Consider the following 14,823-nt stretch of genomic DNA (forward strand, 5'->3'; position numbering starts at 1 on the left):
AATCATTCAGGATGCATCGAGGCGGCAAGTGAATGAGTTCCCGGAAGCGTACCGGTAGTACGCGACGGGGGCGAATGAAAGCAGCCAACAACGAGGCAATCGGAAGGATGAAGTGGAATGACTTATGCCTCCTTCACCTGCCATTTAGTTGACAGATGATGCGCTCATGGATGAAACATTATTGTGAACAGAATTTTTTCCTCACATGTGATGCCTTTCCGCGCCCTCATCGACGCTTGTTGGAAAGAAAAATATACCGCCTCACGGTTTACCCGTGACGTGATTGCCGGGATCACCGTCGGGATTATTGCCATCCCGCTGGCGATGGCACTGGCTATCGGGAGTGGTGTTGCGCCGCAGTACGGACTCTATACTTCCGCTGTGGCCGGGATAGTCATTGCCTTAACCGGAGGGTCGCGTTTTAGCGTTTCTGGCCCGACCGCCGCGTTTGTGGTGATCCTCTACCCCGTTTCGCAACAGTTTGGACTTGCTGGCCTGCTGGTGGCGACGCTGATGTCCGGGGTCTTCCTGATCTTCTTTGGCCTGGCCCGCTTTGGTCGCCTGATTGAGTACATCCCGGTTTCAGTGACCTTAGGTTTTACCTCAGGGATTGGTATCACCATTGGTACCATGCAAATCAAAGATTTCCTCGGTCTGCAGATGGCTCACGTACCGGAGCACTATCTGCAGAAAGTCGGCGCGCTGTTTATGGCCCTGCCGACCGTCAACCTGGGTGATGCTGCCATCGGCGTGGTCACGCTGGGTACGCTGATCATGTGGCCGCGTCTGGGTATTCGCCTGCCGGGCCACCTGCCCGCCCTGCTTGCCGGCTGCGTCGTCATGGGGATCGTCAACCTGCTGGGCGGCCACGTTGCCACCATTGGTTCTCAGTTCCACTATATTCTGGCCGATGGCTCACAGGGCAACGGGATCCCGCAACTGCTGCCGCAGCTGGTGCTGCCGTGGAACCTGCCGGATTCTGATTTCACGCTAAGTTGGGATTCCCTGCGCGCTCTGCTTCCGGCGGCGTTCTCGATGGCGATGCTGGGGGCGATTGAGTCCCTGCTCTGCGCCGTGGTGCTCGACGGGATGACCGGCACCAAACACAAGGCCAACAGTGAACTGATCGGTCAGGGGCTGGGTAACATCGTCGCCCCCTTCTTTGGCGGGATTACCGCAACGGCGGCGATTGCCCGCTCCGCGGCGAACGTCCGCGCTGGCGCAACCTCTCCTGTTTCCGCCGTGATCCACGCGCTTCTGGTGATCATGGCGCTGCTGGCGCTGGCACCGCTGCTCTCCTGGCTGCCGCTGTCGGCGATGGCGGCCCTGCTGCTGATGGTGGCATGGAACATGAGCGAAGCCCACAAGGTGGTGGATTTGCTGCGTCATGCGCCCAAAGACGACATCATTGTGATGATGATGTGTATGTCGCTGACGGTGCTGTTTGACATGGTCATTGCCATCAGCGTCGGAATTGTGCTGGCCTCGTTACTGTTTATGCGCCGTATCGCACGCATGACGCGACTGGCTGCGGTGAACGTCGAAGTGCCAGAGGATGTGCTGGTACTGCGCGTGATTGGCCCTCTGTTCTTTGCCGCGGCCGAAGGGTTGTTTACCGACCTGGAGTCGCGCATTGAGGGCAAACGCATTGTCGTGCTGAAGTGGGATGCGGTACCCGTACTGGATGCCGGGGGCCTGGACGCCTTCCAGCGCTTTGTGAAAAGATTGCCGGAAGGGTGCGAGCTGCGTGTGACCAACGTGGAATTCCAGCCGCTGCGCACAATGGCGCGCGCCGGTATTAAGCCGATTCCGGGACGTCTGACCTTCTTCCCGAACCGCGACGCGGCGTTGGCTGATTTATAATCTCTCGTGGTTACCGGTCTGTTCCTGTACGGGCCGGTAACATTTTCCGCTCTGCACGCTGGTTTTCCCCTCCTGAGTTGTTATTATCCGTTTTCTGTTCCTGTGAATAAGAGTGACAGCTCGTGATTTCATTTACCTTACGTGAAATGACCGGAGAGGATATTCCGGCGGTTCAGTTATTTCTGATTCAGCATCTGAACGAATTCTTTGCGGCTGGAAGACCAGTTCCTGCTGCCGAACAGGATGTTTTTGACCTGCAACAGCAGTATATTCAACAAGAGCGGAATTTATTGCTTTGCGCCTGGAGCGAAAAAAATGAACTCATTGCTACCCTGGCCGTCTGCCAATATGACGACCGAATAGCTGAACTTCGCGGACGTTATATTTTGAGTGAAACGGCTGAGATTTGTCGCTGTTATGTGGACAAACGCTATCGCAGAAAAGGGATTGGCCGCCAGTTATTCGCTTTTGCTGAAACATTTTGCGAGCAACAGCAGTACACCTTATTATACTTACATACTCACCATTTTTTACCGGGCGGTTACTCGTTCTGGCAACGTAATCATTTTCAGGTGGTGATGGATATGCATGATGACTGGCAATTAGTGCATATGGAGAGATCACACAAATTGGCATGACTAAGAATATTAATTGATCAATGTCAATCAATTCTCATTTAGCTTTTTGTTATTCCGTTTCACTATCCCGAATTTTATTATTCATAGAATAGTAACCTGTTGATATTTATGGATTAAAAACCAGAACATTCAATTACCTCCTCTTTTCGCTCTGCGATTGATCTTGTTAACAAATGCCGATAAAGTCCTTTCCGACAGCATTTCATTACACCAACATTGTAGTGAATAGGAATATGGTGCGGATTATTTTAATCCTATGCCATAACTGCCCCCGCAACTGTAGGCGGATGCAGAATATCCTCGTGCAGCATATTTTGTTGCAGGTCACTGTAAAGCGAATCTTTATGGGAAGGCCGATATTCTGATTACCGTGAGTCAGGAGACCTGCTGTCAAATTTATGCTCCATTGAGTGGACGGGATGGTCCATGGGATGATTTATTTGACATAAGCCACCGTGAAAGGGTTAATCGGCTTTCTGACTGAACCGCATACTTTCTTTATTTGCATAACGTCATGCGTAAATTTCACGATGTCATGTCATCTATCGTCATGAACTCTCCCGATATATGGAACGACATAATCCATGACCAGACCTTCAGATTCTGGCATGAACGGGATGATAATAATGCACGCAAATTTTACCTCTTTACCTTATAAAAAAACGCTTCTGGTTGTTGCTGGTGCTGCGATGTTTCTCACCTCAGGTCTTTCTCATGCAGCAAAAACGGAATATCCATTAACGATAAAAAACTGTGGTCGGGATATCACGTTTAACGCAGCACCAAAACGTGTTGCTACCGTGGGACAAAACAGTACAGAGATCCTGTATGCGCTGGGTCTGGCTGACCGCGTAGTGGGCACGTCGCTGTGGTTTGGACCGGTTCCTGATGCCTGGAAAGCGGCAAACGACAAGATTGCCGTTATTGCGCAGAACATCCCCAGTTTTGAAGGCATCATTGCCAAAAAACCGGATCTGGTCGCCAGCCAGTTCGAATGGCAAATCGGTCCCGCCGGAACCGTGGCGTCTTATGAACAGTTTAGCGAATTGAAGGTACCGGTCTATACCGCACCGGCAGACTGCGCGAAAGACAACGAAGATGGCGGTGATGGCGTTCGCAAAGGGATGTTTGATATCGCGATGGTCTATCAGGAAGTCGCCGACTTAGCGACGATTTTCGACGTTCAGGATAAGGGCGACGAACTGATTGCCAGTCTTAAAGCGCGCGAAGCCGCAGCGAAAAACAAAATCGCCGGGATGGACAACAGCGTCTCCGCCGTCTTCTGGTTCTCCAGCGCCGACCTGCAGCTTGATCCTTACGTCGCCGGGAAACTGGGGCCTGCGGCCTGGATTGCGCAAACGCTGGGCGTCAAAAACGTCATTGATTCCGCCGAAGAGTGGCCGACGGTCGGTTGGGAAACCATCGCCAAAGCCCAGCCGTCGGTGATTGTGCTGGGGGAAATGGGGCGTCGTCGTTTCCCGGCCGATGACTGGCAGGTGAAAATGGATTACCTGAAATCCGATCCGGTCACCCAACTGATCCCTGCCGTAAAAGCCAATCATTTACCCGTGATTGACGTGCAGACCATGAATGCCGGTATCAGGACCATTGATGGTGTTGAAAAGCTGGCGGATGCCCTGGTTGAGTACGGCTTAGCGCATCCGCAGGCCGCGCATTAATCCTCGTTTCGCGCCAGACTCCGACAGGTCCGGCGCGTTTTATGCACTCCGAAACGCAGGTCACTATGAGCGATTTACGCAGGACGCGTCGCGCCGTCAGTCGGTTAGCGGTCCATGTTTGCGGTCACACCCTCTGGGTTAGCGTGCTGATGTGCGGTGTCCTGCTGGCAGGGATCGCCATTGGCGAGACCTTTATTCCCTGGCAGCACGTACTCAACACGCTGGCGAACCGTCTGTTTGATACTCACTATCCGGTTGATGCGCTGGACGCGGGGATCGTCTGGAACTATCGCCTGACCCGCGCGCTGGTCTCTGCCAGCTGTGGCGCTTGCCTTGCCGTGTCAGGCGTGGTTTTACAGTCACTGTTGCGTAATGCGCTTGCCGAGCCCTATCTGCTGGGCATTTCAGCCGGAGCGTCTACCGGGGCCGTGCTGGTTGCGCTGACCGGACTGGGCGCGGGCATGATCAGCATGTCATTCGGCGCATTTATTGGCGCCCTCACCGCCTTTCTGTTTGTGGCCCTGCTGGCGGTCGCCGCGGGCGGCAGGCAAGGTGGCGGCATTACCACGCAAATCATTCTCGCCGGTATCGCCAGTTCGCAACTGTTCAATGCGCTGACCTCACTGATCATCACCCGCTCCGCCAACGCGGAACAGGCGCGCGGCATTATGTTCTGGTTACTCGGGAACCTGAGCGGTGTCCGCTGGCCGGACGTGATACTGGCTGTCCCCACCGCGCTGGTTGGCGTCGCGATATGCTTCTGTTATGCCCGCCATCTGGATGCCTTCTCTTTTGGCGCGGAGTCCGCAGCATCGCTGGGCATTCCGGTGAAACGCACCCGTGGCGTGCTGATTGCTGCCGTAACCGGTATGACGGCCATTATGGTCTCCATCGTCGGCGCCATTGGCTTTGTGGGACTGGTGATCCCTCACGCCGCCCGCCTGCTGGTGGGCAATCAACATCACAGACTGCTGCCCGTTAGCGCGCTGACGGGCGCGATTTTCCTGATCATCGCCGATGTCATCTCCCGCACGCTGCTCCCAGGACAAGTTCTGCCCATCGGCGTTATCACGGCGCTGGTCGGTGCGCCCGCGTTTTCAATTATCCTGATCAGAGGAAACCAGGCTAAATGACCGTCAATCCTGTACCGACTCCCGTTGCGGCCGGGAACGCCATCATTCAGGCGCAGCGTCTGCACTGGCAGGTGAAAGGCAAAGCGATTGTCAATGATGTCTCGCTCAGCGTGGCACCGGGTGAGTTTGTCGGCATTATCGGCCCCAATGGATCCGGTAAAACCTCGCTGATTTCTCTGCTCGCCGGTCTGCTGAAGCCCACCGCCGGTCACATTCTGTTGCAGCAAAAAGCGCTGCATCGCTATTCACGTCGGCAACTGGCGCAGCAGGTCGCACTGGTTGAGCAGCAGGCAGAAACCAGTGAACGCCTGACCGCGTTGCAGGCTGTCTCACTGGGGCGAACCCCGTGGCTGAGCCTGCTCAATCCGTGGTCGGGCAACGATGACGACATCGTTCAGACCATGCTGGAGAAAGTCGATCTGCAGCATCTTCGCCACCGCTGCTGGCACACCTTTTCCGGCGGCGAGAAGCAACGCCTGCACATTGCCCGCGCCCTCGCGCAGCAGCCACAACTGTTACTGATGGATGAACCCACAAACCATCTCGACATTCAGCATCAGATTGGTCTTCTCAGTCTGGTGAAACGCGAAAAGCTGACCGTTGTCGCCGCCCTCCACGATCTCAATCATGCCGCCATGTTCTGCGATCGCATCATCGTGATGAACGCCGGGCGTCTGGAAATGCAGGGCCGTCCCTGCGCCGTTTTCACCCGCGAGAATCTCCGCACCTGGTTTGGGATTGACGCCATCGTCGAACGCGACACCCACGGTGCGACCTGTTTTATTCGTTATCAAAGGCCTGAAGGAGCCTAAGGAACATCCCTATGAAATATGTCAAACAGAGCCTGAACGCGTTGTGTCTGCTGGCCCTCACTGCCTCTGCCTTCGCACAAACCCACGACGTGCTGATGAAAAATCGCGGCTCAGCGGGTCCCATGGTCTATGAGCCAGACTATCTGGAGATTCAACCCGGTGACACGGTGAAGTTTATCCGCAAGCATAAAAGCCACAATGCCGCCTCAATTGCTGAGCTGTCTCCTGCCGGGTATCCGGGATTTATCGGCAAAATCGATGAGGAGATCGCGGTGAAATATGATGACGCGGGATTCTACGGCATTAAATGCACCCCGCACTATGCACAAGGGATGGTGATGCTGATCAAAGTCGGTGACGCCACCCTGCCGGACAGCTACCGCGCATTTAAAGCCCCCGGGATCGCCGATACGCGCTTCCAGGAGATTTATTCACGCATTGATAAACAGTAAGGGAGAGCGCTGTGGTGGTGGAGAAAAAACTGTCAGATGATGATATTCAGGAACAACGACGCAACTGCCTGTGTAAATTGACAAAATTGGCTGCTGCGGCAGGGGTAACCGCCGCCGTCTGGCCGTTGATTTCTGCATTAGGCCCTGATGAAACGGCTCGCGGGGAAAATGAGCCACTAGACGTCTCACTGGCGGGTGTCGCCGCCGGGCAAACCGTCAGACGCATCTGGCAAGGGAAGTTAATTCTCATCCATCACCGCACGCCGCAAGAGATTGCCGCGGCCCGTACTGGCGACCACAGCGCGCTTATCGATCCGCAGTCGGACAGCGAACGGGTCACGCCAGACCATCCGCAGTGGCTGGTCGTTCAGGGGTATTGTCCACACGCCGGTTGCGTACCCAATGCCAGGCCCGGCGGACAGGGTTGGGTTTGTCCGTGCCACGGTTCGGAGTTTGATACTTCCGGACGGGTCACGCGCGGGCCCGCAACCGCCAACCTGGCGGTTCCCGACTACGTTTTTCACCCTGATGGCCTGACCGTGCGTATTGGCACTAAGGACGCGTGAGATGATCCGTTGGCGCATTCCTTTCCCACGATCCATCGCCGGTGTATGGCTATTCGCCATCGGCGCGATCCTGCTGGTGATGCTCGGGATACAGATACTGACCGGCATCGTGCTGGCGATGTTTTACGTCCCGACGGCAGACCAGGCGTTTGATTCCATCATTCACTTCATGCGCGCAGTGAGCCACGGAGAACTGCTGCGCAATATGCACGCCATCGGGGCATCGCTGTTTTTCTTCGCCTGCTATCTGCATATTTTCCGGGGCATGTATTACAACGTCTACCGCAGACCGTATGTGACGATGTGGATGATTAGCGTCACGCTGTACGTACTGCTGATGATCACCGCGTTTCTCGGCTACAGCCTGATTTGGGGGCAAAAAAGTTACTGGGCGGCGACGGTCATCACCAGTTTCGCCCGCGCTCTCCCGGTGGTGGGCGACGGATTGTATACCTTCCTGGTGGGCGGTTATGCGCCTGGCACCCCCACGCTGGGGCGCTTTTACGTTCTGCACTTTATCCTTCCCTTTGCCGTCGTGGTGATGACGATTTTCCACGTCCGTACGGTACAGTCGGCATTCGCCCACGCCATGAAACGGACCTTCAGCGAAAAGGCGTCCCGCAGTCTGCTCTTTGATTATCGAATCACGGATTCTGATGCCATCAAAATCACGCTGTTTCTGATGTTGTTTAGCTGGTTTTTGTTCTTCGCGCCGCATTATCTGAGTAGTGCGGATAACTTCATCCCGGCGGATCCGACGGTCACTCCGGCGATTGTCGCCCCGGAGTGGTACTTTCTCCCCTTCTTTTCCATTCTGCGCTGCTTTCCAGATGAACTCGTCGGGCTGGCGGCCATGTGCGGCGCGGTGCTGATCTTCTACTTTCTCCCCTGGCTGGATACCTCCCGCGCGCGTTTTCGCCACTACAGCAAATGGGTAAAAGGCGGTTTCTGGCTGTGGGTGCTGAACCTCTGTTTTCTGGGATGGCTGGGATCGAAAGCGTTGGTTGGCCCCGATTTGACAGAAGGCATTCGTAATGAAGAGGGCTGGATCCGCGCGGCATCACAACTGTCGACGCTCGGCTATTTCGCCTGGTTTTTACTGGTGCTGCCCTGTCGGCGCTTTCTGGAAAAACAGGACTGAAGATGATGAGACAATTACTCAGATACAGCATGCTGTGGATGGCATTCTGCGTGATGGGGCCAGTACTTGCGCAAGATACGGTTCCGACGCGCCAGGACTGGAGCTTCAGCGGCCTTACCGGAGAATATGATAAAGCACAGCTGCGGCGTGGTTTGCAGGTCTATGAAGAGAAGTGCAGAGCCTGTCATAGCATGAAATACCTGACGTTTCGCACCCTGACCAAACCCGGCGGCCCGGAATTGACGACAGAAGAGGCAAAAAGCCTCGCCAGCGGTTATGTCTTCCCGATTATCCAGGATGACGGTCAGCCCGGCGAACGAGACGGCACCCTGAATGACCACTTTATTTCGCCTTACCTGAATGAACAGGAAGCGAGATACCTGAATAACGGCGCCCTGCCCGTGGATTTGAGTTATATCGTCCGCGCCCGTGCGTACGATCGCGGCTTTCCGCAATTTCTGCTGGACGCCTTTATTCCCTACTCTGAGCAAGGGGCGGATTACCTCTTCGCACTCTTAACCGGCTACCTGCCCGACGATCCTGAAATGAAAGCCAATCGCTACTATCCGGGTGGCGTGATTAACATGCCAAAGCCGCTGGCGGATGGCGAAATCGAATGGCAGGCCCAAGCGCATGCCGCGCAAACGGAAGAACAGTACGCACGGGATGTGACGGCCTTCCTGGTCTGGGCAGCCGATCCTGAACGACAGACGAGAGAACATCTGGGAATTTACGTGATGGGTTATCTCACCGTGATACTGGCGCTGTTGTGGATGTTACGACGAATGAAAAGACGCCCACAAAACTAAGCGCGAAAAAAAGAAGTCGCACTGTGACCAGTCAGCCTCATGCTGGCTGGTCATTATCTTGCGGCTAAGCGTTAGCTGTGACGGCGATTATCGTTACGACGGCAACGTTTGTCGTAGTGGCGCACCCACCAGTAACGGTCGCTGACCTGCTCATGTCCTCCAACACGGGCACCCGCTAACCACAGAATGGCACCGACGAAAATACTGAGTACCGCACCATGAGCGAAAAATTGTGGCAGGTTAAATTGCGGTAACTGGTTTAAAATGGAATAACCCACGCCACCCACCATGACCACTAACCCCAAACCCATGAGAACATTACCGAGTAACGAAGCGTTTTTGCGTTTCATATGTCACCTCCGGAACTTTTGGGTTGCTTCAGGGAATACCCCTAATCCTTATGTGTAAAGTATAGACAACACACCGCTTTGGTAGTGCGCCTGCGATCACAATTACAACCCATTATTCAACAAAACTTTACAAATAAGCCCCTGAACACCTTGACTTTCCAATAATCAATACAGGCAATTATTCAGTTTCTGTGTGAAGTGACACGGTTCTTTGTCAAGCGGGACGACAGACAGTAAACTACGCGCCAGTTATTGAAACACTCAGGACAGAAAACGTGACGATTAAACTGATTGTCGGCCTGGCGAACCCCGGCGCTGAATATGCAGCCACCCGACATAATGCGGGCGCATGGTACGTCGATTTACTGGCGGAGCGGTTGCGCGCTCCCCTGCACGAAGAGCCGAAATTCTTTGGCTATACCTCCAGAGTCAGTCTGGAAGGTGAAGATGTCCGTTTGTTAGTTCCCACCACGTTTATGAATCTGAGCGGCAAAGCGGTCGGCGCGATGGCGAGTTTTTATCGCATCAATCCTGATGAAATTTTAGTGGCCCACGATGAACTGGATCTTCCGCCTGGCGTGGCGAAATTTAAACTCGGTGGAGGTCATGGCGGGCACAACGGGCTGAAAGACATTATCAGCAAGCTCGGCAATAACCCTAACTTTCATCGCTTACGTGTCGGAATCGGCCATCCGGGCGACAAAAATAAAGTTGTCGGCTTTGTGTTAGGTAAACCCCCTGTTTCTGAACAGAAGTTAATTGACGATGCAATTGACGAAGCGGCGCGTTGTACTGAGTTGTGGTTCAAAGAAGGTTTGACCAAAGCAACGAACCGATTGCACGCCTTTAAAGCGCAATAAGCAGTGATGTGCGGCATTTTTGCCATACGCCGTGTATAATAGGCAGAGTTATTTCCATTTCTACAATCTGTTCTCTGCAACAGGTTGATTATCAAGATATTAAGGTGATTTAAATCATGGGATTCAAATGCGGTATCGTCGGTTTGCCCAACGTCGGGAAATCCACCCTGTTCAACGCGCTGACCAAAGCCGGTATTGAAGCGGCAAACTTCCCATTCTGTACGATTGAGCCGAATACCGGCGTCGTGCCAATGCCCGATCCGCGTCTGGACCAGTTGGCTGAGATCGTCAAACCGCAGCGTATCCTGCCGACCACAATGGAATTTGTTGATATCGCGGGTCTGGTGAAAGGCGCGTCCAAAGGTGAAGGTCTGGGTAACCAGTTCCTGACCAACATTCGTGAAACCGAAGCAATCGGACACGTGGTGCGCTGCTTCGAAAACGACAACATCATTCACGTTTCGGGCAAAGTGAACCCGGCGGAAGATATTGACGTTATCAACACCGAACTGGCGCTTGCGGATCTCGATACCTGCGAACGCGCTATTCATCGCGTACAGAAGAAAGCCAAAGGCGGCGATAAAGACGCCAAAGCCGAACTGGCAGCACTGGAAAAATGCCTGCCGCAGCTCTCTGAAGCCGGCATGCTGCGTTCTCTGGATCTGACGGAAGAAGACAAAGCAGCGATCCGCTACCTGAGCTTCCTGACCCTGAAGCCAACCATGTATATCGCCAACGTCAACGAAGATGGCTTTGAAAACAATCCGTATCTCGATCAGGTGCGTGAAATTGCCGCAAAAGAAGGTTCCGTCGTGGTTCCGGTGTGTGCAGCCGTTGAGGCGGACATCGCTGAACTCGACGATGACGAGCGCGACGAATTCATGCAGGAACTGGGGCTGGAAGAACCGGGCCTTAACCGCGTGATCCGTGCTGGCTATAAACTGCTGAACCTGCAGACCTACTTCACCGCAGGCGTGAAAGAAGTCCGTGCGTGGACCATCCCAGTCGGCGCGACGGCGCCACAGGCGGCGGGTAAAATCCATACTGACTTTGAGAAAGGCTTTATCCGCGCACAAACCATCGCTTTCGACGATTTCATTACCTACAAAGGTGAGCAGGGCGCGAAAGAAGCCGGCAAGATGCGTGCTGAAGGGAAAGATTACATTGTGAAAGATGGCGATGTGATGAACTTCCTGTTCAACGTCTAAATAGCTTTTGTTGTCTCATGAGGTTTCGCTGAATCTCATGACAACGCTAAAACCCTATAAAATCCACGCAATGGCGTGGATTTTTTCATCTCACAATGTCTCAACTCATCTCGTAACAACGCTGTCAAAAATGAGGTCATGGATGGGAAGCCAAAACCGAGATCCTGAAACTACCGGCGCAGCTAAAACGTACTGAAGAAGAACGGGATATCCTGAAAAAGGCCGCGAGTTTTTTTGCAAGAGAGCCCGACTGAAGTACCGCTTTATCAATGAGCACAGCACTATATGGGGTGTGATAACAATGTGTCGGGTACTCAAGTCGCCCGGGCCGGGTTCTGTGCGTGGCTGCACAACCCGGCCCGGGCGGATATCGTCGATTACATTGAAATGTTCTATAACCGGGCCTGGCGCCACAGCCATCTCGGTGGCGCCGGTCCGGAGGCCTTTGAACAGGCCTCGTCATGAGGGCAGGATTGACTACTCGCAAATACACCTTGTCTTAAAACTGGTATTTGATGCCCACGTTTACTGAGGTGTCCGTATAATGTTCCGTTCCCACCCGTTGAGCGAGGTTTGTCCAGAGGGTGAGCGCCTCGGTCGGTTGCCCCTCAAAGCCTAACTTCACTTCACCCAGATTACGACTACCCGCCTGTTCAACCCTGACATTGTCCATCGTAACATTGGCATTGTTGGTGCTATGCAGCCAGTTAACCTCGCCATAAACCGTGTACAGTTTACCGCTTTCCTGTTCATCCAGGGCATCGTATGACAAGTTCAGTCCCAGGCGCGTTTGTGCGTTGCCGCTACCTTCAACCCGTGTACCGTTCACTTCCTGGTGGCGGTCAGCCTTCATACCGCTCCAGATGACCTGTGCCTGTGGGGTGATGAAAAACGCACCACTGGTACTTTGATGCAACGGCTGACGATATCCGCCTTCCAGAGAAGCGCTCAGGCCTTTGATGCCATAGTTTTCTCCCACTTGCCCTTCTCCATTCACTGATGCACGCATCCAGCTGTATTGCAGCCAGCTGTCGGCATATCCCCCATTTAGCGACTCCGCATTCTGGTACCAGGTCGCATAGGCGCCTGCACTGTAACCCTGAACACTGTTCTTCGCGTCGTAATGCGATTTTGAGGAGTGCGTATTCCCGTTGCTATAGCCATAACCTGCCATAACGCCTACGCCCAGCCGATCCTGTTCACCTGGTTGCCCGTTCCACAGTTCACCGCCGCCCTGAACCACATAATTGTTGCTACCCATTTGTAACTGACCACTGCCATCGCGTGAATTATTGCGAAACGCTGACTGTCGCAACCACATACTGGAGTTTTCCGCCCGTCCTTCGCGATCCTTCAGACTGTGACTGAACAGGCGATTTGCTGCCGCCATGTTGGCAAGATAAGCGCCAGCTTCCGGACGGTAAATTTGCGCGTCCTGCACTGGTGTTGGTTCTGGCGTTGGTTGCGCCGGACTGACCGGCGTGGAAGGTTGTTCACCGGTATGCTCTGGTTCTTGTGGCTGATCCGGCTCTTGGGGTTGCGGTGGTTCTGGCGCCAGCGCCGAACGCAGATACCAGTCGCCGTTATCCTGGTGCAGGAAGTATTCATACGCTCCGGCCAGCGCGCGATTCTCCAGGGTAAACAGACCATCTGACTGTCCACCTACGCTAATGACTTCAATTCCGTTCACCGTCGTGGTACCACTGCCGTTGACGTTATTCACATACAATTTTGTCGTCCCGGCGGTATTACCGGAGACAATCAGCCTGTCCGTTGCTGAACTGTCATCCCCCAGCGCGGTATTCATGATTAATGTCCCCCCACCAAGATAGTCGCCGACGGTGACAGTCTTGAATGCTCCATCGTCCCCAGGTGCGGTAAACGCGACGGTACCCAAATTGCTGAGGGTAGTGACATCGGAATCCCCGGTAACATTCCAGCGGCTGGTGTCATCCAGCGCCATACTGTTTCCGCGAACCATACGGCCGGTCATCGTTGATGCCGTATTTAATGTGAGATTAAGCGCTGCCGCATTGATGGATTGCGAGACAGTATCACCGAAAATATGTGAGTTGTCGCTCGCGGTCACATCCACCACACCAGACTGATACGCGCCGTTGTCTTCAACGTTCACCGCAATTCCGGCCTCCCCGCCAGTACGTCCTGCTAACGTCGAGCGAGTTAAATCGAGATCGAGGTCTGCATTAATGCTTCTCAACGCGTAGCCATCCTGGGTCTCAATGTGGCTATCGACCATCGGTAACGCGCTATGGGTAATCATCGACAAATATCCCACCGCGATTCCATTGCTGTTGTTACCTGCCATGCTAATGCTGCTGTTATTGAAGCGAATATCAGGGCTGCCACCAATAAACATCCCCGTCGAGTTATTACCGGTTACGCGCGCGGTCAGATTCTCTATTTGTGCAGTCGATGCAACATTGGTGGTGCCTACACTGAGAGCCGTCGAATTATCACCACTGAGCATGAGACGAATATCGTTCAGATAGGTATTAGCACGATCATTCATCACACCAACGCTGTCCTTCCCGCTCATCGTAATATCAATGTCAGAAGCCGTAAGCGTTGGCTGAGTTGAATTGTTCCCCGCAGAAGCTTTCAGACCGTTGGTCCTGTCTCCGTGGACAGTAATATCGACATCATCCATCGTCAGCGCGAATTTACTTGAGACATACACACCCTGACCGGAGTACCCAAATGTCTCAATGGATGAATTCGATAATGAAGCAGCGGAAAGTAAACTGGTCGTAGCGTAGTTGTTACCTATCTCAATGGCTGTCGCCCCTAACCCACGAGTAATAATGGCAAGGTTATTCATGGTCATCGCAATATTTCCGCTGGCCAGTAAAATGGCATACGACTGATAACCTTTAGTTTCAATCATGAGGTTATTCAGTAACGCCGTGGTGACCGGGGTCGATTGTAATGAACCGCCTCTTACCGAAACAGCATACGGATTGGGTGGTAATGATGAGGATGAATCATCACCATTATTCAGAACGGTAATCCGACTATCCTCAATATTGAGTGTGCTCCCTGCTGATGCAGCAATTCCTGTTTCTGATAAACCATAGCTATCTCCCCGAAGGGTTATATCTGAGTTGTTAAGAATATCCAGGCGAGAGCCTGTGCCACTGAGCAGGACACCTCGCCCCACTGAGAAGGTGCTGTTGCTGAAAACAGCAGATGCGCCATTGCTGACTTCACCAAGGTTGGCATAACTATATACATTCGAATTGGTAACACTCACTGCTGAACCAGCATCTTTGGCTGTAAAAACAAGATCATTAT

Annotated in this window: 13 protein-coding genes, 1 pseudogene and 1 riboswitch; of the genes and pseudogenes, 12 read left to right on the forward strand and 2 right to left on the reverse strand. The window is 53.5% G+C overall.

Annotation, left to right across the window (positions count from 1 at the left end):
• The first annotated feature begins 183 nt into the window (after window positions 1–183).
• The 9 genes from dauA (at window position 184) to F384_RS08380 (ending at window position 9,093) form a co-directional block, all read left to right on the forward strand.
• Window positions 184–1,863, forward strand: a complete 1,680-nt coding sequence (dauA, locus tag F384_RS08340) for a C4-dicarboxylic acid transporter DauA (RefSeq protein ID WP_080949904.1) — start codon at window positions 184–186, stop codon at window positions 1,861–1,863.
• 146 nt (window positions 1,864–2,009) lie between these two features.
• The gene (locus F384_RS08345) at window positions 2,010–2,501 is read left to right on the forward strand and encodes a GNAT family N-acetyltransferase (RefSeq protein ID WP_046497928.1); all 492 of its coding nucleotides are present in this window, start codon (window positions 2,010–2,012) and stop codon (window positions 2,499–2,501) included.
• Between the two features lie 178 nt (window positions 2,502–2,679).
• Window positions 2,680–2,908, forward strand: a riboswitch (cobalamin riboswitch).
• Between the two features lie 219 nt (window positions 2,909–3,127).
• Complete coding sequence (locus tag F384_RS08350) at window positions 3,128–4,180, forward strand: ABC transporter substrate-binding protein (RefSeq protein ID WP_046481073.1); 1,053 nt, start codon at window positions 3,128–3,130, stop codon at window positions 4,178–4,180.
• A 65-nt stretch (window positions 4,181–4,245) separates the two neighbouring features.
• Entirely contained in the window at window positions 4,246–5,313 is a 1,068-nt protein-coding gene (locus tag F384_RS08355) for a FecCD family ABC transporter permease (RefSeq protein WP_046497932.1), read from the forward strand.
• Window positions 5,310–6,125 (forward strand): ABC transporter ATP-binding protein, encoded by an 816-nt coding sequence (locus tag F384_RS08360; protein WP_046481074.1) that lies wholly within the window; start codon window positions 5,310–5,312, stop codon window positions 6,123–6,125. The genes F384_RS08355 and F384_RS08360 overlap by 4 nt, the downstream gene beginning before the upstream one ends.
• 11 nt (window positions 6,126–6,136) lie before the next feature.
• Window positions 6,137–6,577: a pseudoazurin gene (locus tag F384_RS08365; protein ID WP_046481075.1), complete on the forward strand. Its 441-nt coding sequence runs from the start codon at window positions 6,137–6,139 to the stop codon at window positions 6,575–6,577.
• 14 nt (window positions 6,578–6,591) lie between these two features.
• Window positions 6,592–7,143 (forward strand): ubiquinol-cytochrome c reductase iron-sulfur subunit, encoded by a 552-nt coding sequence (gene petA / locus F384_RS08370; protein WP_046497936.1) that lies wholly within the window; start codon window positions 6,592–6,594, stop codon window positions 7,141–7,143.
• A 1-nt stretch (window position 7,144) separates the two neighbouring features.
• Complete coding sequence (locus F384_RS08375) at window positions 7,145–8,284, forward strand: cytochrome b (protein WP_046481076.1); 1,140 nt, start codon at window positions 7,145–7,147, stop codon at window positions 8,282–8,284.
• 5 nt (window positions 8,285–8,289) lie between these two features.
• Window positions 8,290–9,093: a cytochrome c1 gene (locus F384_RS08380; protein ID WP_046497939.1), complete on the forward strand. Its 804-nt coding sequence runs from the start codon at window positions 8,290–8,292 to the stop codon at window positions 9,091–9,093.
• Between the two features lie 71 nt (window positions 9,094–9,164).
• On the opposite strand, the gene ychH is transcribed toward F384_RS08380, so the two are convergent.
• Complete coding sequence (ychH, locus tag F384_RS08385) at window positions 9,165–9,443, reverse strand: stress-induced protein YchH (RefSeq protein ID WP_042318582.1); 279 nt, start codon at window positions 9,441–9,443, stop codon at window positions 9,165–9,167.
• 275 nt (window positions 9,444–9,718) lie between these two features.
• On the opposite strand from ychH, the gene pth reads away from it, so the two are divergent.
• The 3 genes and pseudogenes from pth to F384_RS28640 all read left to right on the forward strand — a co-directional run.
• Window positions 9,719–10,303 (forward strand): aminoacyl-tRNA hydrolase, encoded by a 585-nt coding sequence (pth, locus tag F384_RS08390; protein ID WP_046481077.1) that lies wholly within the window; start codon window positions 9,719–9,721, stop codon window positions 10,301–10,303.
• 116 nt (window positions 10,304–10,419) lie between these two features.
• A complete protein-coding gene (gene ychF / locus F384_RS08395) occupies window positions 10,420–11,511 on the forward strand; it encodes a redox-regulated ATPase YchF (RefSeq protein ID WP_046481078.1) in 1,092 nt (363 codons plus the stop codon).
• 146 nt (window positions 11,512–11,657) lie between these two features.
• Window positions 11,658–11,877 (forward strand): annotated as a pseudogene (locus tag F384_RS28640) (IS3 family transposase); the annotation flags it as partial.
• A 133-nt stretch (window positions 11,878–12,010) separates the two neighbouring features.
• On the opposite strand, the gene F384_RS27880 reads toward F384_RS28640, so the two are convergent.
• Window positions 12,011–14,416, reverse strand: coding sequence for an autotransporter outer membrane beta-barrel domain-containing protein (locus F384_RS27880; protein ID WP_162200235.1), 2,406 nt, complete (start codon window positions 14,414–14,416; stop codon window positions 12,011–12,013).
• Window positions 14,417–14,823 lie beyond the last annotated feature (407 nt).

It is taken from the genome of Citrobacter amalonaticus Y19 (genome assembly GCF_000981805.1).
Classification (GTDB): domain Bacteria; phylum Pseudomonadota; class Gammaproteobacteria; order Enterobacterales; family Enterobacteriaceae; genus Citrobacter_A; species Citrobacter_A amalonaticus_C.

Excerpts from the sequence above, each read along its gene's own strand:
- ychF (WP_046481078.1), top strand. The coding sequence starts at position 10,420 with ATGGGATTCAAATGCGGTATCGTCGGTTTGCCCAACGTCGGGAAATCC.
- F384_RS08375 (WP_046481076.1), top strand. The coding sequence starts at position 7,145 with ATGATCCGTTGGCGCATTCCTTTCCCACGATCCATCGCCGGTGTATGG.
- F384_RS08355 (WP_046497932.1), top strand. The coding sequence starts at position 4,246 with ATGAGCGATTTACGCAGGACGCGTCGCGCCGTCAGTCGGTTAGCGGTC.
- ychH (WP_042318582.1), bottom strand. The coding sequence starts at position 9,443 with ATGAAACGCAAAAACGCTTCGTTACTCGGTAATGTTCTCATGGGTTTG.
- F384_RS08360 (WP_046481074.1), top strand. The coding sequence starts at position 5,310 with ATGACCGTCAATCCTGTACCGACTCCCGTTGCGGCCGGGAACGCCATC.
- F384_RS08365 (WP_046481075.1), top strand. The coding sequence starts at position 6,137 with ATGAAATATGTCAAACAGAGCCTGAACGCGTTGTGTCTGCTGGCCCTC.
- F384_RS08350 (WP_046481073.1), top strand. The coding sequence starts at position 3,128 with ATGCACGCAAATTTTACCTCTTTACCTTATAAAAAAACGCTTCTGGTT.
- F384_RS27880 (WP_162200235.1), bottom strand. The coding sequence starts at position 14,416 with ATGATTGAAACTAAAGGTTATCAGTCGTATGCCATTTTACTGGCCAGC.
- F384_RS08380 (WP_046497939.1), top strand. The coding sequence starts at position 8,290 with ATGAGACAATTACTCAGATACAGCATGCTGTGGATGGCATTCTGCGTG.
- F384_RS08345 (WP_046497928.1), top strand. The coding sequence starts at position 2,010 with ATGACCGGAGAGGATATTCCGGCGGTTCAGTTATTTCTGATTCAGCAT.